Source organism: Granulicella sibirica (assembly GCF_004115155.1).
Classification (GTDB): Bacteria; Acidobacteriota; Terriglobia; order Terriglobales; family Acidobacteriaceae; genus Edaphobacter; species Edaphobacter sibiricus.
Genome location: NZ_RDSM01000002.1, coordinates 870,562 through 896,205 on the forward strand (window position 1 = coordinate 870,562; position 25,644 = coordinate 896,205).

At 61.1% G+C, this 25,644-nt stretch carries 27 protein-coding genes; 9 read left to right on the forward strand and 18 right to left on the reverse strand.

All coding sequences use genetic code 11. The annotated features are described in order from the left end of the window. Position 1: 1 nt before the first annotated feature. The 7 genes from GRAN_RS14530 to hfq all read right to left on the reverse strand — a co-directional run bounded on the left by GRAN_RS14530 (position 2) and on the right by hfq (position 6,587). Positions 2–1,093 (reverse strand): F0F1 ATP synthase subunit gamma, encoded by a 1,092-nt coding sequence (locus GRAN_RS14530; RefSeq protein WP_128913718.1) that lies wholly within the window; start codon positions 1,091–1,093, stop codon positions 2–4. A gap of 3 nt (positions 1,094–1,096) precedes the next feature. Then, entirely contained in the window at positions 1,097–2,653 is a 1,557-nt protein-coding gene (gene atpA / locus GRAN_RS14535) for a F0F1 ATP synthase subunit alpha (RefSeq protein WP_128913719.1), read from the reverse strand. A 70-nt stretch (positions 2,654–2,723) separates the two neighbouring features. After that, positions 2,724–3,263 carry an ATP synthase F1 subunit delta gene (gene atpH, locus GRAN_RS14540; protein WP_128913720.1) on the reverse strand — a complete coding sequence of 180 codons (540 nt, stop codon included), beginning with the start codon at positions 3,261–3,263 and terminating at the stop codon, positions 2,724–2,726. After that, positions 3,263–3,994, reverse strand: a complete 732-nt coding sequence (locus tag GRAN_RS14545; protein WP_128913721.1) for a F0F1 ATP synthase subunit B family protein — start codon at positions 3,992–3,994, stop codon at positions 3,263–3,265. The genes atpH and GRAN_RS14545 overlap by 1 nt, the downstream gene beginning before the upstream one ends. Then, positions 3,991–4,455 (reverse strand): F0F1 ATP synthase subunit B family protein, encoded by a 465-nt coding sequence (locus GRAN_RS14550; protein WP_128913722.1) that lies wholly within the window; start codon positions 4,453–4,455, stop codon positions 3,991–3,993. The genes GRAN_RS14545 and GRAN_RS14550 overlap by 4 nt, the downstream gene beginning before the upstream one ends. Positions 4,456–4,738: 283 nt before the next feature. Continuing rightward, positions 4,739–6,238, reverse strand: coding sequence for a GTPase HflX (gene hflX, locus GRAN_RS14555; protein WP_128913723.1), 1,500 nt, complete (start codon positions 6,236–6,238; stop codon positions 4,739–4,741). A gap of 31 nt (positions 6,239–6,269) precedes the next feature. After that, positions 6,270–6,587 (reverse strand): RNA chaperone Hfq, encoded by a 318-nt coding sequence (gene hfq, locus GRAN_RS14560; RefSeq protein WP_241654625.1) that lies wholly within the window; start codon positions 6,585–6,587, stop codon positions 6,270–6,272. A gap of 339 nt (positions 6,588–6,926) precedes the next feature. Between hfq and GRAN_RS14565 the strand changes: the two genes are divergently transcribed. Further along, complete coding sequence (locus GRAN_RS14565; RefSeq protein ID WP_128913724.1) at positions 6,927–8,045, forward strand: DegT/DnrJ/EryC1/StrS family aminotransferase; 1,119 nt, start codon at positions 6,927–6,929, stop codon at positions 8,043–8,045. On the opposite strand, the gene GRAN_RS14570 is transcribed toward GRAN_RS14565, so the two are convergent. The 4 genes from GRAN_RS14570 to GRAN_RS14585 all read right to left on the reverse strand — a co-directional run bounded on the left by GRAN_RS14570 (position 8,042) and on the right by GRAN_RS14585 (position 11,706). Further along, positions 8,042–9,157: an SH3 domain-containing protein gene (locus tag GRAN_RS14570; RefSeq protein WP_241654627.1), complete on the reverse strand. Its 1,116-nt coding sequence runs from the start codon at positions 9,155–9,157 to the stop codon at positions 8,042–8,044. The genes GRAN_RS14565 and GRAN_RS14570 overlap by 4 nt on opposite strands. 310 nt (positions 9,158–9,467) lie before the next feature. After that, complete coding sequence (locus GRAN_RS14575) at positions 9,468–10,601, reverse strand: lactonase family protein (RefSeq protein ID WP_128913726.1); 1,134 nt, start codon at positions 10,599–10,601, stop codon at positions 9,468–9,470. Positions 10,602–10,749: 148 nt separating this feature from the next. Continuing rightward, positions 10,750–11,217 (reverse strand): Fur family transcriptional regulator, encoded by a 468-nt coding sequence (locus GRAN_RS14580; RefSeq protein WP_338323442.1) that lies wholly within the window; start codon positions 11,215–11,217, stop codon positions 10,750–10,752. Between the two features lie 51 nt (positions 11,218–11,268). Beyond that, a complete protein-coding gene (locus GRAN_RS14585; RefSeq protein ID WP_128913727.1) occupies positions 11,269–11,706 on the reverse strand; it encodes a DUF2203 domain-containing protein in 438 nt (145 codons plus the stop codon). A 149-nt stretch (positions 11,707–11,855) separates the two neighbouring features. On the opposite strand from GRAN_RS14585, the gene GRAN_RS14590 reads away from it, so the two are divergent. Beyond that, complete coding sequence (locus tag GRAN_RS14590; RefSeq protein ID WP_161570983.1) at positions 11,856–12,680, forward strand: ribonuclease T2 family protein; 825 nt, start codon at positions 11,856–11,858, stop codon at positions 12,678–12,680. Positions 12,681–12,992: 312 nt separating this feature from the next. Here GRAN_RS14590 and GRAN_RS14595 read toward each other — a convergent pair whose 3' ends face one another. Continuing rightward, entirely contained in the window at positions 12,993–13,700 is a 708-nt protein-coding gene (locus tag GRAN_RS14595) for a hypothetical protein (RefSeq protein ID WP_128913729.1), read from the reverse strand. Positions 13,701–13,702: 2 nt separating this feature from the next. Continuing rightward, on the reverse strand, positions 13,703–14,497 hold the full coding sequence (locus tag GRAN_RS14600) for a TIGR00282 family metallophosphoesterase (RefSeq protein WP_128913730.1): 795 nt from the start codon (positions 14,495–14,497) through the stop codon (positions 13,703–13,705). Between the two features lie 48 nt (positions 14,498–14,545). Here GRAN_RS14600 and GRAN_RS14605 point away from each other — a divergent pair, with 48 nt between their 5' ends. Then, positions 14,546–15,037 (forward strand): GNAT family N-acetyltransferase, encoded by a 492-nt coding sequence (locus GRAN_RS14605; RefSeq protein WP_128913731.1) that lies wholly within the window; start codon positions 14,546–14,548, stop codon positions 15,035–15,037. Positions 15,038–15,090: 53 nt separating this feature from the next. Beyond that, positions 15,091–15,465, forward strand: coding sequence for an RrF2 family transcriptional regulator (locus GRAN_RS14610; RefSeq protein ID WP_128914211.1), 375 nt, complete (start codon positions 15,091–15,093; stop codon positions 15,463–15,465). Between the two features lie 44 nt (positions 15,466–15,509). Here the strand turns inward: GRAN_RS14610 and GRAN_RS14615 are convergent, their stop codons facing one another. Then, the gene (locus GRAN_RS14615; RefSeq protein WP_128913732.1) at positions 15,510–17,414 is read right to left on the reverse strand and encodes a lysine--tRNA ligase; all 1,905 of its coding nucleotides are present in this window, start codon (positions 17,412–17,414) and stop codon (positions 15,510–15,512) included. A gap of 83 nt (positions 17,415–17,497) precedes the next feature. Between GRAN_RS14615 and GRAN_RS14620 the strand changes: the two genes are divergently transcribed. The 5 genes from GRAN_RS14620 to GRAN_RS25785 all read left to right on the forward strand — a co-directional run bounded on the left by GRAN_RS14620 (position 17,498) and on the right by GRAN_RS25785 (position 19,624). Then, the gene (locus GRAN_RS14620; protein WP_128913733.1) at positions 17,498–17,749 is read left to right on the forward strand and encodes an AtpZ/AtpI family protein; all 252 of its coding nucleotides are present in this window, start codon (positions 17,498–17,500) and stop codon (positions 17,747–17,749) included. 5 nt (positions 17,750–17,754) lie between these two features. After that, positions 17,755–18,165: a hypothetical protein gene (locus tag GRAN_RS14625; RefSeq protein ID WP_241654808.1), complete on the forward strand. Its 411-nt coding sequence runs from the start codon at positions 17,755–17,757 to the stop codon at positions 18,163–18,165. Positions 18,166–18,195: 30 nt separating this feature from the next. Next, a complete protein-coding gene (gene atpB / locus GRAN_RS14630; protein ID WP_128913734.1) occupies positions 18,196–18,927 on the forward strand; it encodes a F0F1 ATP synthase subunit A in 732 nt (243 codons plus the stop codon). Between the two features lie 129 nt (positions 18,928–19,056). Further along, positions 19,057–19,362: an ATP synthase F0 subunit C gene (locus tag GRAN_RS14635; protein WP_128913735.1), complete on the forward strand. Its 306-nt coding sequence runs from the start codon at positions 19,057–19,059 to the stop codon at positions 19,360–19,362. Between the two features lie 109 nt (positions 19,363–19,471). Beyond that, positions 19,472–19,624 (forward strand): hypothetical protein, encoded by a 153-nt coding sequence (locus GRAN_RS25785; protein ID WP_192898020.1) that lies wholly within the window; start codon positions 19,472–19,474, stop codon positions 19,622–19,624. Positions 19,625–20,045: 421 nt separating this feature from the next. Here GRAN_RS25785 and GRAN_RS14640 read toward each other — a convergent pair whose 3' ends face one another. From GRAN_RS14640 to nuoK, 4 genes are all read right to left on the reverse strand, one after another. Beyond that, a complete protein-coding gene (locus GRAN_RS14640) occupies positions 20,046–21,614 on the reverse strand; it encodes an NADH-quinone oxidoreductase subunit N (protein ID WP_128913736.1) in 1,569 nt (522 codons plus the stop codon). Next, positions 21,614–23,218, reverse strand: a complete 1,605-nt coding sequence (locus GRAN_RS14645; RefSeq protein ID WP_128913737.1) for a complex I subunit 4 family protein — start codon at positions 23,216–23,218, stop codon at positions 21,614–21,616. Before GRAN_RS14645 ends, GRAN_RS14640 begins: the two co-directional genes overlap by 1 nt. A 105-nt stretch (positions 23,219–23,323) precedes the next feature. Next, a complete protein-coding gene (gene nuoL / locus GRAN_RS14650; RefSeq protein ID WP_128913738.1) occupies positions 23,324–25,312 on the reverse strand; it encodes an NADH-quinone oxidoreductase subunit L in 1,989 nt (662 codons plus the stop codon). Between the two features lie 24 nt (positions 25,313–25,336). Continuing rightward, positions 25,337–25,639: an NADH-quinone oxidoreductase subunit NuoK gene (gene nuoK, locus GRAN_RS14655; RefSeq protein ID WP_128913739.1), complete on the reverse strand. Its 303-nt coding sequence runs from the start codon at positions 25,637–25,639 to the stop codon at positions 25,337–25,339. Positions 25,640–25,644: the final 5 nt, after the last annotated feature.

Below are 25,644 nucleotides of genomic sequence, written 5' to 3' on the forward strand. Positions count from 1 at the left end.
GTTAGAGAGCGGCGGCGCCGCTCACGATCTCGATGATTTCCTTGGTGATCGCTGCCTGACGGACACGGTTCATGGTCAGCGAGAGCGAGTCGATGAGGTCGCCGGCGTTCTTGGTGGCGGCGTCAGTTGCGGTCATGCGGGCTGCATGTTCGGCAGCCACGCTCTCAAGCAGCGCATGGAAGATCTGCGTCGCCACGTAGCGGGGCATGAGGTGCTTGAAGAGTTCTTCGGGAGGCGTGTCGAAGATGTAATCGACATCCTGCGTGCCGAACTTCTTCGCCTCTTCGTCGATCTCCGCTTGGTCGGGGGCGAAGACGCTGATCCCCTCGGATTCGGCCGCCTTGGCAGCCTCGTCGCGCTCTTCCTCGGTCATCTCGTCGGCCGATTCGATGTTCTGGGTACCGAGCTTGCGGATAGGAAGCAGCTTTTCGGTGACCACGCGCTGCTGAATCACCGACTTGAACTCGTTGTACACAAGATACACAGCGTCAATCTCGGCACGCTCGTACCGCGCGATGATGTCGTTGGCCATCTTGCCGACAGCCTCGAACTCGGTCTTCAGCAGCAGGTCCGAATGCTCGACCGCAACTTCGATCTGCGCGCCACGATGGCGGATCGTCTCGTAATGCGTCGAGAGATCGTTGTCGTAGTGCTCTTCTGTCTTCTCGTAGTTGGCGGCAGGGAAGCGCTTCTTGTAGAAGCCGATCGCCTTCTTCCCGACGGGCTCGACGTCGATATTCTGGCCCTTTGCACTGCGATCGGTCAGAAAACGCTGAGCGGCCTTCCCGATGTTCGAGTTGAAGCCGCCGGCGAAGCCCTTGTCTCCCGCGATCACGATGAGCAGAACATTCTTCTCTTCGCGCTCGACGAGGAGCGGGTGGACGATCTCGCCAGTCTCGCCGTTATAGAGGTCAGTGCGCCGAACGAGCGATTCGAGCACGTTCGTCAGCATCTGCGAGTAGGGACGGGCAGCGAGGGCGCGTTCCTGTGCGCGGCGCAGCTTGGCCGCCGAGACCATCTTCATGGCCTTGGTGATCTGCCGCGTGTTCTTCACACTGCGGATGCGGCGCCGTAGATCGAGGACGTTTGCCATGGTTTACTTCGCGCCCGCCACTGCTGGAGCCTTTTCCTTGTCCTTGAGACCGGCGAGGAAGTTCCCCTTGAACTCCTTAACAGCATCCGTAAGGCGCTTGCGGAGATCGTCGTCGAGAGCCTTCTTGGTCGCAATGTCGGTCAGGATCGCCGGTTGCGCGGACTCGAGCCACGGGTAGAACCCATCCTCAAAGGCGCGGAGATCCTTGACCTCAACGTCGTCGAGAAGGCCGTTGACACCGGCGAAGAGGATCGCCACCTGCTTTTCAGCCGGCAACGGCTGAAACTGTGGCTGCTTCAGAAGCTCGGTCAGGCGCTGACCACGGTTGAGCTGGTTCAGCGTCACCTTGTCGAGGTCGGAACCGAACTGCGAGAAGGCGGCAAGCTCGCGGTACTGCGCGAGATCAAGCTTCAGCGTCGCACCGACCTGCTTGGTCGCCTTATAGGCCGCGGCGAATCCGACACGCGAGACCGACAGACCAACGTTCACAGCCGGACGAACGCCCGAGTTGAACAGATCGGTCTCGAGGAAGATCTGCCCGTCCGTGATCGAAATCACATTGGTAGGAATGTACGCCGAAACGTCGCCAGCCTGGGTCTCGATGATCGGGAGCGCGGTGAGCGATCCGCCGCCGAGCTTATCCGAGAGCTTCGACGAGCGCTCGAGCAGACGCGAGTGGAGATAGAACACGTCGCCGGGGTACGCCTCACGCCCTGGGGGACGGCGAAGCAGCAGCGAGATCTCACGATAGCTGGCGGCGTGCTTCGAAAGATCGTCGTAGATCACGAGCGCGTGCTTGCCGTTATCGCGGAAGTACTCGCCGATGGCGGTCGCCGCGAAGGGTGCAAGGTACTGCATCGGAGCCGGCTCGGAGGCGGTCGCGGCCACGATGATCGTGTAAGCCATCGCGCCATGCTCTTCGAGCGTCTGCACAACCTGCGCGACCGACGAACGCTTCTGGCCGACGGCGCAGTAGATGCAGATGAGGTTGTTCTTGGCCGAGTTGATGATCGTGTCGAGCACGATGGCGGTCTTGCCGGTCTGGCGATCGCCGATGATGAGCTCGCGCTGGCCACGCCCGATCGGGATCATGGTGTCGATGGCCTTGATGCCGGTCGCCATCGGCTCACGCACGGACTGGCGATCGATAACGCCCGGAGCGAGACGCTCGACGGGAAGGAACTCGGTGGTATTGATTGGTCCCTTATCGTCGATCGGCTGGCCGAGCGCGTTCACAACGCGGCCAATCATGGCATCGCCGACCGGCACGGACATGATCTTGCCGGTGCGCTTCACCTGGTCGCCTTCCGAGAGCTCGGTGTAGTCGCCGAGCAGCACAGCGCCGACCTGGTCTTCATCAAGGTTCATGGCGAGACCCGCCACACCGTGAGGGAAGTCAATCAGTTCGCCCGCCATGACCTTATCGAGGCCGTGGATGCGAGCGATACCGTCGCCTAGCGTGATGATGGTCCCGACCTCGTCCACCTGGATCTTCTGTTCGTAGCTCTCGATCTGCTGGCGAAGCAGTTCGGTTATCTCATCTGCCTTGATCTGTGCCATATCTTCTCTTTTACTCGATTTTCCGTGAATCTTTAGTAGAAAGTGGTGGTGGCTTCGGGGAGGGAAGCGGTCAGGCGTTGATCAGCCTCTGCTTCAACTGCTGTAATTGCGCCCGGACAGAACCATCGTAAACGGTAGAGCCGATGCGGACGACAGCTCCGCCAAGCAAAGCCGAATCTTCATGATACGTCGTGCGGACGCTGCCACCGGCGAGGGTCGCGATGCGTGCTTCGAGGTCGGCGCGGTCAGCATCGTTCAGCGGGCGGGCGGTCGTGACGTCGGCCTCGGAAACCTTCGTCTCGACATCGACCACGCTGCTGTACTCCGCGAGAATCTCGTTCAGCTCGTTCAGCCGCTCATGCGTCGTGATGACCTTGAGGAAGTTCCGAACCTGCGGGTAGACGCCGATGCGGTCCGTGATCTTGTCCACGATGCGAAGCCGGTCGGCCACATCGATCGACGGATTCATCAGGAACTCGCGAAGTTCAGCGCTGCCGGAGTAGGTGTCGGCGAAGTCCTTGAGCTGCTGCTGCGTAGTCGAGGGGTCCAGGTTGGCTGCCAGGGCGACATCGCCAAAGGCATGGGCATAGCGAAGGGTGACGACCGACATTAGTTCTGACCTTCCTTCGATTCGTCGCCGCCAAGCTTGCGCGCGAAGTTCTGTACAAGAAGGCGGTCCGTCTCAGCCGAGATGGAAAGCTTCCGCGCGGCCTGCTCGATGGCAAGCTCAGCCGCATACTGCTGGATGGAGCGCTGCGCATGAGTGGTCGCCGTGGCGATCTCCTGCTCGGCAGCGGCGAGGATCTTTGCCTTCTCGTCTTCCACTGAAGCCTTGATGCGCTTCTCGTCGAGCGCCGAATCCTTCTCCGCCTGGTCCTTCAAACCGGCGATCTGTTCGTCGAGCTTGCTCAGGCGCGCTTCGACGCTGTTAAGCCGGATGCTCGCCTCTTCGGTTGCGGTACGCGCGTCGACAAGTTGCTTCTGGATCGTCGTGTTGCGGTCGCGGAAGGTCTTGGGAAGCGTGCGGACGAGAAACCAGAGAACAAGGCCGGCGAGGATAAGAAAGTTCAGCCAGGTGAAAGCAGTCGCAGCCTGATCCGCATTCAGACCAAGAGCCCGTCCGAACGCCTGGACCGAAGCGGACTTGCGATACACGGCAGTCTCATCTTCCTCTTCCTTCTTCTTCTCGGGTACGGTTGCCGCAGGAGTGCTGGACTGGGCAGCGGTTGTGGTCTGCGGAGCATCCTGGGCACGCGCGGCAGGCACTGTTCCGGCAAAGCCCGTAAGCACAAACGCTACAAGGGAAGCCTGAAGGAGGCGCTTGATCGAGAGGATCTTCACTGTTGCACCTCCGAAGAGATGCCGGCGGGAAGAACGGCACGCATAATCTGTTCGCTGAGCGCGGCGCTGAGGCCTTCGATCTGCTGGCGGGCGGTTGCGGCGGTCTGCTCGATCTCCTGTTTGGCTGCGGCGACACGCTGCTGCGTCGCGGTCCGAGCCTGATCCAGGGCAGCATCGCGCTCAGCCGTCCACTGCTTCAGCTTTGCGTCGCGCGCAGCGAAGATCTCGGACTTTGCGGCCCGTAGCTTGTCTTCGTACACAGCGGTCTCGGCTTCGGCAGCCGAAATCGCTCCCTTGGCTTGCTCGATCGCTCCGCTCGTACGGGCGCGGCGTTCCGCCAGGGTACGGTCGAGAGGACGGCGCACAAGGAAGCCGTAAAGAACGACCAGGAGAATGAAGAAGATCATGGTCGGTATGGAACCGAGCACAAGATCACCGAGTTGATTCAGAATTAGATCCATTTTTAGGGTAGCCGGTCGTCGTGTGTGGTCAGAGCTTCCGTTTGGTGAGTCCCGCGGACCGAACCGGACCGATCCGCCCGACAGCGTGCGTAGAACATAGCATCGGGGGATGGGATCGACAAGGTAGGGCGGTGAGTACCTTCCATTTTTAGCAAAGGCAGACTGAGGGTGTCAAACCTCTTTACGTCGATGATCGGACGGATTGTGCGATAAACGAATCCGTATCTCTTTTCCCACCAAACACTTCCCGGGACCGGTCCGGAATGCGTTTCCCGGAACACCTTCAGGCCGTCCGTTCCCGGAATCTTCGAAAACGGTTGAGCAGGGAAGCAGGACCGCGGGCCCGAAAGAAGATGAGGTTCCCTTCGAAGCGCTTTTCTTCGACGATCGCTCCCGCCTCAAGCGACGCCAGCACCGATCCCTCGGATTGCGGAAGCCGGAAGCTGCCTTCAATCAGCGGATCGACCACCAGTGCATCGTCGATCGCCTTCAGCAGGGCGTCGAGACCGAGATGTTTGAGGCCGGAGACCGGCACAGCTCCTCTCGTGTAGATCAGCGTCTCTCGCTCGCGTTCAGGAACGAGATCGATCTTATTCAGCACCTGGACGACCGGCTTATCCTTCACGGAGAGCTCGGCGAGCACTTTCTCCACCTGGAGCTTCTGTTCCTCGACCATCGGGCTCGAGGCGTCCTGAACGTGGAGGAGGACCTCGGCTCGTTCGACCTCTTCAAGCGTCGCGCGGAAGCTGGTCACCAGTGTGTGAGGGAGATTACGGATGAAGCCGACCGTGTCCGATAGCAGGATCTTGCGCCGGGACGGTAGCTGAAGCTGCCTGAGCTTGGGGTCGAGCGTTGCGAACATCCTGGCGGACTCAAGAACCCCGGCCTCGGTCATCGCATTGAACAGCGTGCTCTTTCCGGCATTGGTGTACCCGACCAGCGCGACCACCGGAACCGGAACAGCCTCTCGACGTGAGCGTTGCTGGCGGCGGATGCGCCGGACCGCGTCGAGCTGATCCTTGATGTGGTCGATGCGCAGGTTGATCTTCCGGCGATCGGTCTCGAGCTGCGTTTCGCCCGGTCCCCTCGTCCCGATACCGCCGCCAAGCTGGCTCATGGCACGGCCTCGTCCGGACAGGCGGGGAAGCTGATACTCAAGCTGGGCAAGCTCGACCTGGAGTTGGCCCTCGCGGGTTCGAGCGTGGCGCGCGAAGATGTCGAGAATCAGCTGTGATCGGTCGATGACGTGGACCGGCAGCCGCGCTTCAATATTTCTGAGCTGCGACGGCGTCAGGTCGTGGTCGAAAAGGACAAGGCTGGCGTTCGTGGAGGCGACCACGCCGACGATCTCCTCCAGCTTTCCTTCACCCACCAGCGAACGCGGATCCGGCCTCGCGCGGCGCTGAACAATGGTGGCGGAAATCATCGCCCCCGCGGAGCGCGCAAGCTCTTCGAACTCCGCACGGCTTGCGTCGAAGTCGAGGTCGCGCGAGTCTTCATCGCTCGGAGCTTCTTCGCCCGCCATAATTGCGGCGGCGCCACGCGCAAGCCGCGCCGCCGTCGTCAGCTTCCGTTTGCGCTGGTCAGCCGTAAACTCCACCACGACCAGGACGGCCAGCTCCGTCTGCGTTTTATCGGTGAGAGAACGTGCTTCGCGCGCGGCAATTGCGGCGGCCTGCGCCTCGCTTGCTTCTACGAGACTTCGGCGCGCCGGTTTTCCGCGGGTCTTGCGCGTTGGTTGTTCGTCAGGGCTGGCTTCGGGCGAAGCCTTCTTGGATTTCAAACGCTCTTACTCTTTAAAAAAGACGAAGGTTTCAGTGGTCGGAACCCACAGGCACCTGGCTGTCATGGGACGACGTGCTGGAATGAGCGGAGGACGACGAGCTGTGGCGCACGTCCGACTTGGCCTCGCCATGAGCCCCCGAGCGACCGCTGACGACCGTCGAGATGGCATGCTTGAAGATCAACTGCTCCTGGCTGTTGTTCTCGAGCAGGACCGAGTACTTGTCGAACGAACGGATCTTTCCCGTCAATTTCACGCCACTGACCAGGTAAATGGTGATGGGACTCTTGTCTTTGCGGACCGTGTTCAAGAACGTGTCCTGGATGTTCTGTGCCGGCTTTGAATCCATGGGCTGCAACTCCTTACGTCAGTCGTTCAATCGGTAAAACTTCCGCTCGGCGGACCGGAATACGCCCTGCCTGCCACGTTTAGCTTGTTTCACCATGCCGGATGTGCCGGGATACTTCTTAATCTATCCGAGCCAAACAACAATACGAGTATCCACCGCATATATCAAGCAGTTACATGGATGGACGCCCCGTTCGTGCAATCTGTTTACCGAAAGTCATCGTATATGAATCCGGGCCTTGTTCCACAACTTCATTGAGGTAACCGTGCATGTACCATCATTTCAGTGACTACTGATCCATCCATCCCTGCCTCTCCGGGCCGTTTTCAGCCCGTTCCTATGTTGGACTTCAGCCGCCAGTTCAAGGTCATCCGCGAGGAAGTGATGGCCGCCCTGGAAGCTGTCTGCGACTCGCAACGCTTCATCCTCGGCCCCGAAGTCGACGGGTTCGAGAGAGCCGTCACCGCCGCCTGCCGCGCCCCGTATGCCATCGGATGCGCCAGTGGCACGGACGCTCTCTGGCTCGCCCTTGCTGCGGCCGGCATCGGCCCCGGCGACTCCGTCATCACCACGCCATTCAGCTTCTTCGCCACGGTAAGCTCGATCCTTCGCTGCGGCGCGAAGCCAGTCCTCGCCGACATCGACCCCCAGAGCTTCAACCTAGACCCCGCCGCAGTGACGGCCCTTCTCGAAGGCTCGGGAGGCAATGTCATTCGCGGAGTCATGCCGGTTCACCTCTACGGCCAGTGCGCCGACTGGGATGAGTTCTCCGCCATGCGCAAGACGTTTGGAATCTGTCTGATCGAAGACGCCGCCCAGGCCTTTGGAGCAAGCTGGCGCGGCATGCCGGCCGGAGCCCTCGGCGACGCCGCTGCCTTCTCGTTCTACCCCACGAAAAACCTCGCCGCGATGGGCGACGCCGGCCTAGTCACCACCACCTCCCCGCAGATCGACGATCGCGTCCGAAGTCTCCGCGCCCACGGCATGCGTCGTCGTTACTACCACGACGAGATCGGCTGGAACTCCCGCCTCGACACCCTCCAGGCCGCCGTCCTGCAGGTCAAGCTCAAATATCTCCCCGAAGGGAACCTGAAGCGGCAGCAACTCGCCGCCCGTTACGACACCCTCTTCCAGGCCGCCCGCCTGCCGGAGCTGGGCATCGTCCTCCCGTTCGTCGACCCCCGCGGATCCCACGTCTTCCACCAGTACGTCATCCGGGCCCCGCGACGCGACGATCTCCGGGCCTTCCTTGCCCAGCAAAAGATCGGAAGCGAGATCTACTACCCGCTTCCACTCCACCTGCAAACCAGCCTCAAGAGCCTGGGCTACCGGCCCGGCGACTTTCCCGAATCCGAGAAAGCCGCTGCCGAGGTCCTTGCCCTGCCCATCTACCCCGAGCTTCGCCACGACGAGCAGGATACTGTCGTCGAAGCCATCGCGGCCTTCTACGGGGGCTAGCGCTTCTTCTTCTTGCCCTTCTTATCCTTCTCCGGCGGAGGCTCCGGATGAGCCTCGTCTGGAGCCGTCTCACCAGGCGCGAGGATCCGATGCACGGTGTTCCCCTCGAGCCGATACGTCTTGGTGATCACCTTGCCCGGAGACACAATACCCGTCACAGGATCGGGTGTTGGCACAGGCGAATCCGCCGCCAGCACCTTGTACGTGAAGCTCGGCAGTTCCTCCTGTGCGACAACTGCCTTCCCGTTTGGATCCTTCATCTTGCCGATCACAACTGGAAGATAGCCTTCAACGTTTTTCTCGCGGAATCCCGTCTCATAGCGATGTTTTTTGACATTCCAGGTGAATAGTCGCACCTGGTCGAAGTCGTACGCGAGTCCTGCCTTATAGGGGCTCAACACCGTCAGAAACACGGGAATATTCTTGTCATCCTGCGGAGCCTCGGGATCGTTGACGGTCGTCAGCACATAGGCTCCCACGAACCGCTGACCCTCCGCGTAGCGCGTCAGCGAGTCGGGAGCGTCGACGTCCATCATGCGGCTGTAGACCCAGCCGGTCCGATTCTGCGCGTCGCGTACCAGCCACCAGTCCTCCATCAGCGGCAGCAGAACCGGTGGAGGTACAACCGCGGAGGCTGCCTTCCCGCTCTTCGCCCCGGAAGCCGCGACACCCGCCGCGGTAGAAGGCGTCGCACTTCGTGTCGCCAGCACCCCCGGGGGCAAGGCTTTCGGAAGCGTCGCGCGCGCAATCAGCTTCAGCTTGTCCCCTTCGGCCAGCCGGTAGAACCGTTCCGTCTCGCGCCCCGGCTTGAGGTGCATGTAGACCTCATCCCGCACCACGCCCGAGGCGACCGCCGGGTCCTCCGCGTGATCCTTGGCGAGTTTATCGAACGCGTCGAACGTCTCCTGCGTCGCAACGGACTTCTCATCGATCCAGCCGATCTCGCCCTTCTCGGTCTTCACCTTGATGAAGCGCCGCCCACGCTCGAGCACCTCGAGCTTGTCCCCGTTCGTCACCGTCCCCGTCCGGTTCGAAACCGCCGCGATGCGGTCTCGGAGCAGACCCTGCTTTGCCGTCACGAAGACATACTGGCTGGACAGTTTCGGACGCATCCGGCTGCATCCCGAGCTGATCAGAATGCAGAAAAACAAGAGAATCAGGGATGAGCGAACGCGCCGCAATGGGCGGGAGACATCGGCCGTGGATGTCAGGGTGGACGTTCCACGGGGGCCGAACGGGTCAAACGAAACTCGAGGCATACTGAGGGTGTTGCTCCTTCGATGCAGGGCTGATCGTGGGAAGGCCGAGTGGACTCCATCGGAGCCGATGCGGCGTAATCCCTTCTATTATCCGTGCTGTGGAAGCGCAGCCGCGAAGATTCTGCGTGTTCTGTTGGCGAGCGGGGTGACGATGCCCGGATCCCTAGTGGCTCATCGCAATGGCCGTCGCCCCGGTCGGGTCCGTTCCCGTCGCTGCCGTGCTGACCGAGTCAAGCATCCCGAGGCTCGTTGCGTCGAAGCTATACATCGTCAGGTCCGGAGAGCCGCCGAGCGACGCCGCCACGATGTATTTGCCGAGCGAATCCCGCCCAAGCGCCGTCACCAGCGATCCACTCGCGTAGGGCGAGGTTCCAAGCGCCGTCAACGCTCCGGTCGTCCCGATCGCGTAGCCCGAGATCGTACCGTCCGTCCGGTTGGCGGAATAGAGATAGGTTCCGGCGGAGTTGATCACGACCGAATAGGGTCCCGCCCCAGCCGCGAAAGGCGAGCCGGAAATAGAGTTCAGCGCTCCCGCCGTCCCGATCGTGTACACGGCGATCCCCGTCCCTGTCCCGCTGCGGGCGATATAGAGGTGCGTCGAAGTGGAGTCGACCGTAATCGCGTTGTCGCTCGTAACGGTGGAGCCATCGAGCGTCTGGCTCAGGACTAACGCGCCCGTCGTCGTGTTGAACGTGAAAACAGCTTCGCCTCCTGTGCCCATCGCAGCGAAGACGAGCGTACCGCTTGGGGCCACCTTGATCATGCGCGGTGAGGTCGCACCGGAACCCGTAACCGCGAAGTTCGCGCCGTTCTCCGGAGTCAACGCACCGGTCGAGGTGTTGATCCCGAACTCATCGACAGTTACGCCGTTCGAGTCGAGCGCGAAAAGCCAGTTCCCGTCCGGGGAGACGTCAAGCGACACCGCCCCAACCGCGGCCAGAGCCGCCCCGCTGCTCAAAGCGGTCAGAGAGCCGTCCGTCGCGATCGAGTACCCATAGAGAGCCCCAAGGCTTCCCACATAAAGGAAGCTATTCGCAGGGGTAACGACAAGCGACGTTGGCGGAATCGGCAGAGAGTACGGAGAGTTGGTTACGCCGACGAGCGATCCGGAGGCCAGGGCAAAGCCTGAAATGGTGCTCGTCGTCGCATTGGCGACATAGGCAAAGCTCGTCGTCGTCGTGCCGCTGCCTCCGCCGCTCGTGGAGGTAGGAGGGACGAAGAAATTGCCGCATCCGCTGATCCCAAAAGGCGCAATCATCAACGCCACGACAGAAAACACCCGTAAACCAATCCGCATCAAGCTCCTCGTTCGCGTCGCCGTTGGTAACGGGAGGCCGGTAATGGAAGGCCCCCTTCGGGCTGCCGTCTGCTATTGGACGCCTCACCGGGAGAAATCGCACCAGCAAGGTAGACGTTGGCAGTCAAGGAGAGGACGCGGATAGCGGTCAGCTCTGCTGGCAATTCGCGCAAAGCCCGATGACATCCACCGCGTACCGCTCTACCAGGAACCCGCCAGGGAGCCGATCCTGCTTCGGAATCAGGCCAAGCTCACTCTCATCGATATCCGAGATCGACTTGCACTTCGAGCAAACAACGTGATGATGCTCGTGACCAGTCATCTCCACGCGCACGGTGCCATGGTGCAGGCTTACCTCGCGCAGCACGCCGCTCTCGACAAAGAGGTGAATATTCTTATAGACGGTAGCAAGCGATATGGTGGGAATGCGCTGCCGGACCCCGGCGTAGATCTCTTCCGGGCTCGGATGTCCACTCATCGCGCGCATCACTTCGTAAAGCACCTGGCGCTGATGCGTAACCGCGATCCCATGCTCCTCGCATAGGTCTCGAAACGATCTGGCGGCATCTCCCTGCATCACTCTATGGTAAACGACGGGGGCTGCAAAACGTTCCAAAACATTGCCCGGTTTTTAGTGTGGAACCCAGTCAGGATCCCGCCCGGAGCCTTAGTTGAGCCGCTCCCGCTCGATGCGGCCAAAGCGTGAGTCGACTGGCTTACGCTCGGTGAAGCTCTCGTCCTCGCCATGCCACGACGTGATCGTCGGCTCCCCAAGCTGCCAACTCAGCAGAACCACCGACCCTTCAAGCTTGCAGGGAAACGCAAGCAGACCCTCTTCAAGGTCCGCGACCTGCACCCCGATCGAGTCGATCTCGGCCAGCGTATCGCGCGTCTCCTGCACCGCGGCATCGCGATCCGCCCGCCGCCGCGCGGCCGACGCGATATCCACCCGCATGCCCCCGGAGAGGAAGATCTGGTGGCTAAGGGCCTGCATCTCGGATTCAAGCTCGGACGCCGTCTCCGCCGAGGTCTGGGCGCGCTTCAACAACGACTCGAGAACTGGAAGCAGCGTCTGCGCCTCGTTCCATGTAAATGTTTTGGTCATCGCGTGTCCTCCCCTCGTCACATCTATTAGATACCCGTTTCCGGAAAAGGAATCAGCTCACTTAGACGTCCACCCATCGGCGAAGACTCATGATTCTGGTGCGGCTCTCTCCTCCTCGCGCATCTGAGTGGTGGAAGCAGGAGAGCCGCATGAAGATTCGTCCCCCCGCAAGAGCCATGTTGGTCGCAGTACTGGCAGGTCTGTCTGGATGCAGATCCGGAGCGCCGCCGGACCGCCCACCGACCGGGTTCGGCGAGGAGCGCCCACGCACGGAGACACGTCCTGACGAGAGGCGTCGTGACGGCGGCCGTAAGGATCACGCGGAACTCGATCGTCCGGAAGACCGAGGGCGCTGGGAAGATCGAGAAGGTCGAGAAGGCCGAGACGATCGCGGCGGCCGAACCCGTAGATCTAGCCCGTCAGCCGGGAATACTCCCGGCGCCTTTGACTTCTATCTCCTCAACCTCTCCTGGTCTCCCGAGTTCTGCGCCACCCACCCGCGGAGTCCGGAGTGCGGCTCGCACCTCGGCTTCATCGTCCATGGCCTCTGGCCCCAGAACAACGATGGCACCTACCCCGAGCACTGCGGCGATGCTCCCGGCCCATCGAACCCCGGAGCCTACCACGACTTCATGCCCGTGGACAGCCTCGTTCAGCACGAGTGGCAGACCCATGGAACATGTTCCGGTCAACCACCTGACGCCTACTTTGGCATGGCCCGTAAAGCATTCCAAGAGGTCACCATCCCGTCAGAACTTGCGCGCCTGGACTCCGAAGCCATGCTTCCCCCCGCCGACATCATCGGAGCCTTTATCAGGGCGAACCCGTCGTTCCCGCCCGAAAGCATTGCGCTCAGTTGCGGCAATAACCGCCTCACCGCCATCGAGATCTGCATGTCGAAGACGCTGCAGCCCATCGCATGCGAGTCTATCCGGTCCTGCCGGGCGCAACAGGTCAAGATCACTCCCCCTTAGGACAAGTTTTCAGAATTGTGGAAAAACTTGTCAAGCCCCAAAACCACGGAAGTACTTGAAACGAAAGCGTAAAGTCGGTGTCCTTTAAGTTATGGTGAGCCCTGTATCATGGAAGTAAGAGTAGAAAAACGCGAGCGGCATCGTCGGAGGGGAGACGGTGGATCGCCAGTAAGTCGTTTATTGACTAATATTTGCGGCTAAGTCTTTTAGGTTCTGATATTTGCAAAGAGTGTCGCGCCGTATCTCTTTGCAAATAAAAGACTTAGACGCGGGCAGTGGGGAGGGGGGGTATCCTCGCTCAGGGCGCGGCAATTATGAGCCGGTCACGCTGAGCGTCTTCTTTAAATCGGCGGCGAACGTGGGCTTCACAGGCTCCGGATCGAGCAGAAACGAGCAGACCCATTGCTCGGTCGGCTCAGCCTTCCTGGTGGAACGGTCACTCTGTTGCCTGCGCGCTCGAGGAGTCTGAGCCTGATCCGGATCCTGGTTGAAGTTGTACTCGTCATCGCGTTCCTGCGAAGGCTGCTCGAAGGTCTCGACCTCGACATCGCGGAGTCCAACGACCACCGTAACGGCATACCAGCCAGGACTGATCTGGATGGTTCGTTCGAAACCGGTGATCGGAAGCGCCACGCGCGTCGATGGAATCGCACCCGGATTCCACTGCTGCAGGCGATCGGTGTTGCAAAGCATCAGCTCGCCCGTCTCTGTACCGAGTACGAAGCCGGTCGAGTAGACGATGTGAGTGAGCGGAAGCGGAGAATCCTCAGTCACCGTCGAGCGCACATCGACCGTGTAGAAACCAGGCTCGACGCCAAGCGCCGGCACGACAACACCAGCCTCGTAGAGCGTCGGCCCAAGTCGAGTCGTCGTCAGCGCCTTGAGCAGATCGGTTCCTCCGGCATTCGGAGCGATCTCCTCGAGACGCGCCGGATCGACCAGGAAGAACGCTCCTTGTCCGGAGAAGAAGTTCGTCGCCTGGCGAGGAGCAAAGGGAACTGGCTGAGCAGGAAAGGGCATCGCTACTCGCCCAGCATCAACCGCTGGATGTGGAACGCGCGGCCCGTCGCGGCGTCGCACTGAATCAAGGCGGCACACATCTTCGGATTACCCTTCGCCGCCTCGAACTTGCCTGGCATTCCGGTCAGGAAGCGCTGCAGCACAAGCTCCTTCTCGACTCCGATCACCGAGTCGTAAGGACCAGACATGCCAACATCGGTCTGGTAAGCAGTTCCCATCGGAAGCACACGCTCATCCGCGGTCGGAATATGCGTATGCGTCCCAAGAACAGCGGTCACGCGACCGTCGAGATACCAGCCAAGCGCAACCTTCTCGCTCGACGCCTCGGCATGGATATCGAGCAGGATCACCTTCGCGGTGATCTTCGACAGCAACTCATCCGCCTTGCGGAACGGGTCGTCGCATGCCGACATGAAGACCCGTCCCTGCATGTTCATGACGGCGTACTCTGTTCCGTCAGGCAGTGTGCCCTGGTAGAAGCCGAACCCGGGCGTTCCAACCGCGTAGTTGGCGGGACGCAGAACACGTCTCGGCCGCTCGTGGCTGTTGGCGGGAACGTTCATGTAGTCGAAGATCTCGCGCTTGTCCCAGATGTGATTTCCGGTGGTGATCACGTGGGCGCCAAGATCGAAGATCTCCTCGGCAAGCGAGGGCGTGAGGCCGAATCCTCCAGCGGCGTTTTCGCCGTTGATGACGAGGAGGTCGACGGCGTTCGATTCGAGGACGTGTGGGAGATGCTCGCGGACGATGTGGCGGCCAGCGGATCCGAAGATATCGCCGACAAAGAGGATATTCACTCGTGAGAGGTTAGCAGATTTGGATCACCGAATGATCGGAGGCGGTAATTGCGATATCGTCTACCGATGGCCGCGTACACAATCCGGAAGATGACAGTCGACGATGCAGGGCTCGTCGGCGAGCAGAGAGAGAAGATGTTTCAAGCAGTTAACAAACCGCAGGATGCGCTGGACGCGATGCGTGAGCCGTTCCTGAAATGGGTCGCTCCCAAACTGGTTGACGGAAGTTACCTTGGCTGGGCAGTGGAGCACGAAGGAAAGGCAATCGGCGGTGCGGGCCTGATAGTGCTCGACTGGCCTCCGCACTACCTTCATCCGACGGACGCACGCAGAGGTTATCTACTGAACGTGTACGTGGACGGCGATCATCGCGGCCAGGGACTGGCACGGAAGCTTGTCGAGGCGAGTTACGAAGGCGCCCGGGAGTTAGGCATTCACTATCTCGTACTGCATGCGAGCGAGCTCGGGAGACCCGTCTATGAACGGATGGGTTGGAAGGACACGAACGAGATGTCATTAATGCTTGTGGAAGAAGACTGATATATGTGTGCGGTAAGCGTCAAAGACAGGAGAGCTGTGGTAGCTTGCTTGGGATGGCAGAGAGTGGACAATTCCGGTTGGGTCTTCGGCTGCTGACGGTGCTGGCGAAAGGCCCCGGCACGATGCATACCTCGGCGGCAATCGCGGAGGAGCTTGGCGAGAGCCCGGTTGTGGTGCGGAGGATGTTTCTCCTGCTGCACAAGGCCGGGCTGATCGAGCAGAAGAAGGGGCCGAACGGCGGCGCGAAGCTGATGATTCCGGCCAAGCAGATTGGCGTAGGGACAGTCTACGGAGCGGTGTCGAAGGGGTGGCTTGTCGTGGGGGATGCTTCTGTCGATGGCGTGATGAAGAAGGTTCGCGCCGAGGCGATTGCGGCGATGAATGAGACGACACTGAACCAGGTGGTAAAGAAGCTTCGCAAGGCATAGCGAGTTACCGCATAGGTGAATAGATCACGTATGCGGTAACTCGACTAAGAAGGCGAAGGAACGGCTTCAGTGTTGGGCTGCTGAGGCTTGACGATGGGCCGCATGAGTGGGAACAGGATGACATCGCGGATGGACTTTGAGCCTGTCAGCAGCATGGTGAGACGGTCGATGCCGATTCCTTCTCCGGCTGTCGGCGGAAGACCGTAGCCGAGGGCTCGGACGTAGTCCTCATCCATCTTGTGGGCTTCGTCGTCGCCACGGTCGCGCTCTTTGAGCTGGTCCTCGAAGCGCTTGCGCTGCTCGTCGGGGTCGTTGAGCTCGGAGAAGGCGTTGCCGACTTCGAAGCCTCCGATGTAGAACTCGAAACGCTCAACCCAGTCGGGTTCGTCGGGCTTTTGCTTGCTTAGGGGGCTTACGGCTAGGGGGAAATCGTAGATGATGTGCGGCTGAATCAGGTGCTCTTCGGCGAGAAGCTCAAAAACCTCTGCGATGATTTTTCCCAAGGGAACTCCACCTGCTAATCGCAGCCGCACTAAACCAAGCGCGTTGGATAACGGCATTACAAAACTTCGTAGTTCGTCGGGCGTAAATCTCGTGTCCGGTTCGAGTTGCTCGAAGATCTTGACAGACTCTCTATATGTTTCCTCAACCTTTGACAAAAACAGATCCGGACTAAGAAATTCTTCCAGGCTCGGCGCTGGGGAAAGATGCTCCGGCCACCATCTGACGATGGCTTCGCGCATGGAAAGCTTGGTCCACTTACTCAGGTCTATTTCGTTACCGTCAAAGTTCGTGATTGTGGAACCATTCACTTCGATTGCGACCTTCGTAATGATGTCCTGCGTGAGGTCCATCAGGTCGTGGTAGTTGCTGTAGGCCTGGTAGAACTCGAGCATGGTGAACTCGGGGTTGTGGCTGGTGTCGATGCCCTCGTTGCGGAAGTTGCGGTTGATCTCGTAGACGCGGTCGAGGCCGCCCACGACGAGGCGCTTGAGGTAGAGTTCGGGGGCGATGCGCAGGCTCAGGTCGAGGTCGAGTGCGTTGTGATGCGTGATGAAGGGTCGGGCGGCGGCTCCACCGGCGATGCCGACGAGCATGGGGGTTTCGACCTCGATGTAGCCTCGGTCGTCGAAGTAGCGGCGGATCGCACGAAGGATTGCGGCGCGCTTCATGAAGACTTCGCGGACGTTGGGTGGGGCTTCGGACTCCTCGGTTGACGGAGCGGGTGCAGGCTTCGGAGCTAGTTCCTGTGCGGTCTGCGCAGCCTGCATCGCGGCGAGAACTTCAGTTTTATCGGGGGCGGCGTCGGAGGACGCAGGCGTTGGCGCGGAGGGAAGCGCTGGCGGCTCAGGCGTGGCTTCCGCCTGCTTCGGTGTCGCGCCGGAGTTCATGATGAGGTCGACGTAGCGCTGGCGGTAGCGGAGCTCGGTGTCCTCGAGGCCGTGGTACTTGTCCGGCAACGCGAGCATGGACTTGGCGAGGAACGTGATCGCGGGCAGGTCGTCGACCGCGTGCACGTGGATGGTGAGCTCGCCGGTGCGGGTGCGGAAGAGGTGTCCGCGCACGCCGATGTGGTCGCCGAGGTCGAGGAGCTTCTCCTTGAACAGCGGGAAGAGCTCCTCGCCGACGTCGTCCTTGCGGACGTAGATCTGGAAGCGCTGGCCGCCTTGCTGGAGCTGGGCGAAGCCGGCTTTGCCCTGGACGCGGAGGGCCATGATGCGGCCGGCGACGGAGACGTTGATGGGCTTCGCGGCAGGGTCTTCGAGCTCGACCGCGGTAAGGTGGTCGTGGGCGGCGTGGAGCTCGGGGATGGTGTGATCGGCGGCGTAGTGGTTCGGGTAGGTCGCTTCGGCGTAGGTTAGGCCGTTGGCCATGCCGATCTCAGCGATCTGGCGGAGCTTCTGGCGGCGGTGGTCGTACTGGGCTAGTTCGAAATCGGATTCAGACACGGTGGTTCCTTCTAACTGAATGCGTCCTCTGGTTTTGGCGGGGACGTTGACGCTTTAGTATAGCGGCGTGATGTAATCAGCGGATGGCTGATGGCACGAGCGGCGGGGGCGGGAAGGGCAAAGGAGCGCTTGGCGATCTGGTGAAGGCCGAGTCGATGATCCAGTTTGCGATCGCCTTGCCTGCCGGATGCGTGATCGGCTGGCTGCTCGGCCATTGGGCGGATAAGCACTTCCACCAGAATTGGATCGGCGTTGTCGGGATCATGCTTGGAGCGGTCGCGGGGTTCATCCAGATCTTCCGGACAGCGTCTGGATTTCTGAAGAGGGATTCGTGACCGGAATGCGGCTGATGGAGCAGTTCACGGACGAGGATTTCAAGCGGACGATCTGGGGTGCGCTTCGCCTGATGGCGATCGTTCTGGTAGTTACCCTGCCTCTGGTCTGGTGGAAGGCCGGGTGGCAGAGCGCGGCACTTCTGGCCGTTGGAGCGGTGATTTCGGGGTCCGGACTGTACGAGTGGTTGAGGCTGATGACTGCGGTGATGGCGCGGATGGATCTTGGTGGCGAGGCGAAGCCGCTCGGGATGGTTCTTACCGGTTTCTTCATCAGGCTGGGCCTGACCATCGTGGTTCTCTATGTTAGTCTAAGGTTTCTGGATGGCTCGGTTTACGCGCTGGCAGGCGGCCTTGCGCTTGGAGTGTTTTCACTCTCGGTCGAGGGTCTTCGGTTGATGAAGGCCTGGACGGTTTAGCCCGCGTTCCCTCTATCCAGCTTCACCTCTATGCCGATACAGCCTGCTTTTACCCAATTTCTGAATGCGCACCTCGCTGGGCCGGCCAACGCGCTGCTGAGCGCGGTGCACGTGCATCCGGTTTACCCGGAAGCGCCGATTACGACGGCAGTTTCGATGGAACTGCTTGTGTTCGTGGTTCTTGTCGCCTACTTCGTGATCGTCCGTGTAAGCCTGCAGGTCGAGAAGCCCGGTGCGGTGCAGCACATGGCCGAGATGACGCACGAGTTCGTCTCCGAACAGGGCGAGTCGATCATCGGTCATGGCTTCGAAAAGTTCGTCAGCTACCTGACGGCGCTGTTCCTGTTCATCCTGATCGCAAACCTGATGGGCCTGGTTCCGGGTCTTGAATCACCGACGGCGAATGTCACGGTTCCGCTCGGGTTCGCGCTGGTGACTTTTCTGTATTACCACTACCACGGCATCCGAGCGAACGGCTTTGGGTACATCAAGCAGTTCCTTGGTCCGGTGCCGCTGATTGCGTGGCTTCTGTTTCCGATCGAGATCATCTCGCACCTTGCGCGTGTGCTTTCGCTCACGGTTCGTCTCTACGCGAATATGTACGCCGGCGACCTGTTGACGCTTGCGTTCTTCTCGCTCGTTCCGGTCGGCATTCCGCTTGTCTTCCTCGGTCTTCACCTTGGGGTGGCGGCGATCCAGGCGTATGTGTTCATGCTTCTGGCGATGATCTATCTTTCACTCGCTGTCGCGCACGATCACTAGAGTTCAGGTTTTGCCGCGAGGGTCTGTCTCCCACCTCGCGGTAGTTGGACGCCGCATAGCGTGAGGGTGCCAGCACGGTGAGCATCAACCACCCACTGGCGGCGTATCCCGGGAGCGCGGAGTTTTACGATGAAGAAGCTTCAATACATGTTTATGTCCCTGGCTGCGATGCTGCTTGCAACGCCGGCCTTTGCGCAGGGTGCCGCTGAGCCTGCTGGTAAGTGGTATGTCTCGATCGCTGCCGGTCTTGGCATGGCGATCGCTGCCGGCCTTTGCGGTCTCGGTCAGGGTAAGGCAACCGCTTCGGCAACCGAAGCGCTGGCACGGAACCCGGGCGCTCGCCCTGGAATCTTCGTGTTCCTGATTCTCGGTCTCGCGTTTATCGAGTCCCTCGCGCTGTTCACGTTCGTCATCATCTTCCTCAAGGTTCAGTAGTTTTCCGTTTCGCAAAGAGCCTCCGCTGCGGCGGGGGCTTTTTCGTCTTTGTTTGCATCTCACTTTCAGAAACGCGTTCACGCGTGATTCTTGCGAGGAGATATGGCCTATGAAACGAGCGATTTACTGGGGAACGATTGTGGCGGGTGTGGTGGCGGCTTACATGATGTACCGGCGTGGTGAGTCGGTAGGAACGATTGCAAAGTCGACGATTTTCAACCCGGTCGGGGCGCTGGTGAACGAAGTTCAGAACGTGGCTTAGGGGGCTACCCCCCCCCCACACTGTCGGGGTGTAAGTCTTTTCGATACAACAAGATAAGAGTTTGGTTGCGCTGTATCTTGTTGCAATGATTGGACTTACTCCCTAAATATCAGATAAGAAAGAACTTAGCGCGGCACTGGGCCTAAGAAGAGAGGCCGCATCCCTTTCGGGCGGCGGCCTTTTCCATTACTGCCTTAATTGTATCGGAGTGACCGAAACTAAAAGGACAGTGACTTTTCGCTTTGGTTTGTTGGAGTTACGCGGTTTTGGGGCTTGACAAGATTTTGGGCACTTCGGACGGTCAGAGGCAACGGCAAGTGCCGACGCAGATTCCCTTCGGGAATGACAACCAGAAAGGCAAAAGCAACGGCAACGGCGGCGGTCTTTAGGGGCGATGGGTGACGCTGCGACAGGATTTTGTCTAGTGAGCGGTCGCGTCGACTTTGGCGTTGCACTCGTCGGGGTGCTGGGTGCACCAGAGGGTAGCGTCGGATTCGCGAGTGTGGGATGCGGCCGGCGCATCCAGGCTTGGCAGGGTGGCGATCCCGGCTCGCTGGGCTAGTGCGAGGATGGGGCCGGGGAAGACGCCGAGGATCAGGGTTGCGGCTACGGCCAGGGTGAGGCCGGCTTCAGCGGAGAAGCTGACGTGGCGGTAGGGGAGATTATCCAGCGCGGGGCTTACCGTTGCCTTCGTGGGATGGGTGTAGATGGCTGCGAGGAGACGGAGGTAGTAGAAGCAGGCTACGCCGGAGTTCAGGAGGCCGATGACCGCGAGCCAGACGTGGCCAGCGTGCATGGCCGAGGTGAAGACGTAGAACTTACCGAAGAAGCCGCCGGTGAATGGGATGCCGATCAGCGACAGCAGGAAAAAGGCGAGGGTCGCGGAAAGCACGGGGCGTTTGAGGGCTAGGCCGGTGTAGTCGTCGAGCGAGCGCAGGCTTTCGTTGTAGCCCGAGATCTGGGTGACGACGGCGAAGGCTCCTACGTTCATGGCGGCGTAGGTCGCGGTGTAGAAGGCTGCGGCAGCGATTCCTTCGCGCGGGAAGGCGGTGAAGGCGACGAGAAGGTAGCCTGCGTGGGCGATGGACGAGTAGGCGAGCATGCGCTTGACGTCGCGCTGGACGAGTGCTCCGAGGTTGCCGATGGTCATCGAGAGGGCGGCGAGGATCCAGAGGAGGATGGCCCAGCGGTGCTCCATCGAGGCATATCCGGAGAAGGTGATGCGCAGCAGGACAGCAAAGGCGGCGGCCTTGGGGGCGGTCGACATGAGGCCGACGACGGGTGCGGGAGCGCCCTGGTAGACGTCGGGCGTCCAGACGTGGAAGGGAGCGGCGGAGACCTTGAAGCCGATGCCGATGATGATCATGGCGAGGGCGAGGAAGGCCATCGTGGGGGTGGCGCTGGTGCCAAGACCGGCTGCGATGGCAGAGATCGTGGTCGATCCGGTCGCTCCGTAGGAGAGTGCGATGCCGTAGAGGAAGAAAGCCGTGGCGAAGGAGCCGAGCAGGAAGTACTTGATGGAGGACTCGGAGCCGGTGGCCTGGCCCTTGCGGAAGCCGGCCATGATGTAGGTCGAGATTGATGAGATCTCGAGACCGACGAAGACCATGAGGAGCTCGACCGAGCAGGTCATGAGCATCATGCCGACGGCTCCGAAGAGCGAGAGGGCGAAGTACTCGCCGGCGTGGGTGGCGTTGCCTTCGAAGTAGTCGAGCGACCCGAGCAGGGTGACGAGGACGACTCCCGCGATGACGAAGTGGAAGAAGACGGAGAAGGCGTCGACCTGGATGGTTCCGGAGAAGGCGGTGATGCGGCCGAAGGAGAGCTGGTACCAGCTTGCGCCGCCTGCCGCGAGGGTGCCGAGGATGGCGAGCCAGCCGAGCGGCTTGCGGGATGCGCCGAGGGCAAGGCACGGCTCCGCGACCATGACGAGGACGCCGACGGCGGTAAGGATGATCTCGGGAAGGAGGGCGAGGACGTTCGGGGACATTAGCGGGTCGCCTCCTGCGGGGTAGACTTTGCGATCTGGGGTGCGGAGACGGTGCGGACGAGCTTTGCCTCGGGAACTTTCGGGTCGGGAGCGAAGCCCTTGACGGGGGTCTGGGGCTGGGGGAGAACGGCGGCGAGGGGGACGCCAACCTCGTCGATGGCGCGGAGCCAGAAGGTGGAGCGGACGCCCATAACGAGGAAGAGGATGGCAAGGATCCAGAGGGAGACGTGTTCGCGGAGGTCGAGGTCGGGGGCCTGGACGGTGTCGGGCTTGTAGCCGATGTCGCCGTAGAAGACGCGCTGGATCATCCAGAGCATGTAAGAGGCGGAGAGGATGACGCCGGTGGTGGCAACGGTCGTCCAGAGAATGTGGTGGGCGAAGGCGGACTGCATGGAGCCGGCGAGGATGAGGAACTCGCCCACGAAGCCGTTGAGCATGGGCAGACCGACGACGGCGAGGGTGGTGACGACGAACATGGTGACGACCCAGGGGAGCTTCGAGGCGAGACCGCCGTAGTCGCGGATGTCGTATGTCCCGTAGCGCTCATAAAGGAGGCCCATGAGGATGAAGAGGGCGGCACCGGAGAGGCTTTCGGAGAGGATGTGGAAGATGCCGCCGTCTAGGCCGGAGATGGTGAAGGTGAAGATGCCGAGGGTGATGAAGGAGAGCGCGCCGAGCGTGGCGAAGGCGGCTAGGCGCTTGAGGTCGACCTGCGTGATGGCGATGAGTGAGCCGTAGACGATGCCGATGGCTCCGAGCGCAAGCATGAGAGGAGCGATGCGGTGGGACTCGGCAGGGAAGAGGCCGAAGGAGAAGCGGAGGATGGAGTAGAGACCGAGCTTTCCGGCGAGGACCATGACGGCGGCGGTGGGGGCTTCGGAGATGGCGTCGGCCAGCCAGCCGTGCAGCGGGAAGACGGGAACCTTGACGGCGAACGCGACGAGGAAGGCTAAGGATGCAAGCCACATCGCGGCGGGATGGCCGGTGAGTAGATGCTTCGAGGCGATGGTCGGGAGATCGAAGGTTCCGGTTTGGGTGTAGACCCAGAGCATGCCGACGAGGAGGATGGCCGAAGGAATGAAGGCGTAGAGGAAGTACTTGATGGCGGCGCGGCGGCGGTTGGCGGTGCGTCCGAAGGTGGCGATGAGCAGCGTCATCGGGACGAGCGAGAGCTCCCAGAAGGCGTAGTAGAGGAAGAGATCGAGCGAGAGGAAGACGCCGAGCATGGCGACCTGCTGCAGCAGGAAGAGGACGTAGAAGGTCTTGCGGCGGGAGCCGACGGCGTTCCAGCTGGCGAGGACGCCGAGGGGCGCGAGGAGTCCGGCGAGGACGACGAGCCACATAGAGAGGCCGTCGACGCCGAGGTGGTAGCGGATGGCGGGGCTGGCGATCCAGGAGATGTTCTGCTCGAACTGGAAGGTGCCGGGGAGAGCCGCGTAGGAGTAGTGCGACGGGAGATGGAGGGTCGCGAGGAAGGTAAGGAGGGTGACGGCAAGGGCTACGCCCGGCATCAGCTTTCCCTTATCCGGGAGCAGGGCGAGGAGGATCGCGCCCACCAGCGGGATGAGGAGGATGAGGGTGAGGATGGAAGCGTCAAAGTTCATTGGGTGGTGGTCCAATCCTTTTGGTGCGGCGATACGGAGTTGGCTGGATGCAAAGATAAGAGCAAACGCAGATTCCCTTCGGGAATGACAACCAAAAAACAGGGCCTAGAAGCGGGCGAAGATCATGACGGCGATGACGCAGGCTGCTCCGAAGGCGAGCCAGCCGGCGTAGGAACGGATGTTGCCCGATTGCATCTTGCGGGTGACGTTGCTGAGTCCGATGGTGGTGAGGCCGGCGAGCTTGCCGGAGCCGTTGACCAGGCCACCGTCGACGAGGACCTCGAGGATGAGACGAGCGAAGGCCAGGAGCGGAGTGACGATGACGACGTTGTAGATCTCGTCGATGTAGAACTTGTTCGCGACGATGGGGTAGAGCTTCGAGGTGGCGGCGAGCTTGCCGAGGGTTCCGGGGCGCTTGTAGTAGAAGACGTAGGCGACGAAGAAGCCGAGGAGGGCGACGGCGACCGAAACGGCGGCGAGGCCGAGTTCGAGACCGTGACCTGCTTTCTCTCCGTCAACGGCGACAACCAGAGGCGCCACGAAGACGGGGTCGAGGAAGTGGCCGATCTCGTCGTGCCCACCGAGGGCGGCGGGAACACCTACCCAGCCGCCGATGATGGAGAGGATCGCGAGGAGGACGAGCGGGGTGAGCATGATCCACGGGGACTCGTGGACGCCGTGAGCGTGAGCGGCCTGGGCATCGTCGTGGGCGTCCTTGTGCGCGTGATCGGCGGGCGCGGGGTGCTCGTCGAAGCGCTCGGGGCCGAAGAAGGTCTTGAACCAGAGGCGGAACATGTAGAAGGACGTCATGCCAGCGGTAGCGAGGCCGACGAGCCAGAGAAGCTTGCCGATGGGGTTTGGGGAGACGAAGGTCTGGTAGAGGATCTCGTCCTTCGAGAAGAAGCCGGCGAGCGGGGGGATTCCGGCGATGGCGAAGACGCCCATCGTCATGGTCCAGAAGGTGACGGGGATGCGCTTGCGAAGTCCGCCCATCTTGCGCATGTCCTGCTCGCCGGAGAGGGCGTGGATGACGGAGCCGGCGGAGAGGAAGAGGAGCGCCTTGAAGAAGGCGTGGGTCATGAGGTGGAAGATGCCGGCTGAGTAAGCGGCGACTCCGCAGGCGAGGAACATGTAGCCGAGTTGCGAAACCGTCGAATAGGCGAGGACGCGCTTGATGTCGTGCTGCACCATGCCGATGCAGGCGGCGAAGATAGCGGTGGCCGCTCCGATGATGGCGACGACACCGAGTGCAAACGGCGAGCGGTCGAAGAGGACGTGGCAGCGGGCGACCATGTAGATGCCGGCGGTGACCATGGTGGCGGCGTGGATGAGGGCCGAGACGGGCGTGGGGCCTTCCATGGCGTCGGGCAGCCAGACGTAGAGAGGAATCTGGGCGGACTTGCCGGTGGCTCCAACGACGAGGCAGAGGGCGATCGCGGTGAGGAAGCCGCCCTGGTACTCGGGGTGGGTGGCGATAGAGGCGAAGACTTCGTTGAAGCTCAGGCTGCCGAAGTGGGCGACGAGGAGGAACATGCCGAGCAGGAAGCCGAAGTCGCCGATGCGGTTGACGATGAAGGCTTTTTTGCCGGCGTTGGCGGCGGAGTCCTTGGTGAAGTAGAAGCCTATGAGGAGGTACGAGGCCAGGCCGACGCCCTCCCAGCCGACGAAGAGGAGAAGGAAGCTCTCGGCGAGGACAAGGATCGACATGAAGAACATGAAGAGGTTGAGATAGGCGAAGAAGCGCCAGTAGCCCTCTTCGTGGGCCATGTAGCCAGCGGAGTAGAGATGGATGAGGAAGCCGACGCCCGTGACGATGGCGAGCATGATCAGGCTGAGGTGATCGACGGCGATGCCGAACGGAACGGTGAAGCCGGTGATCTGGATCCAGGGTCCGCAGAGGACGTGGATGGCCTCGGGTGCGCCGGCGGCCTTCATGAAGATCCAGAGCTGGAGGACCAGAAGCATGGGGACGGCGGTGAAGAAGAGCGCGATGGCAGTGACGAGCGGGCGGGGCAGGCGGCGTCCCACGGTTCCATTGATGAGGAAGCCGAGGAATGGGCTGAGCGGGATGAGCCAGAGCGAGTTCGGATTCATGGAGTCGGGTGCGCCTAATTCTTCCTAGTTTTTCATCAGGTTGATCTGGTCAACGTTGAGCGTCTGCCGCGTACGGAAGATGGAGATGATGATGGCGAGGCCGACGGCGGCTTCGGCCGCGGCGACGACCATGACGAAGAAGACGAAGATCTGTCCCTGGACCTGATGCCACATATGGGCGAAGGCGACGAAGGTCAGGTTGACGGCGTTGAGCATGAGCTCGATCGACATGAAGATGGTGACGACGTTGCGCTTGATGAGGAAGGCGCCGACGCCGATCGAAAAGAGAATGGCCGCAAGGATGAGGTACCACGAGATAGGGACCATGTGTG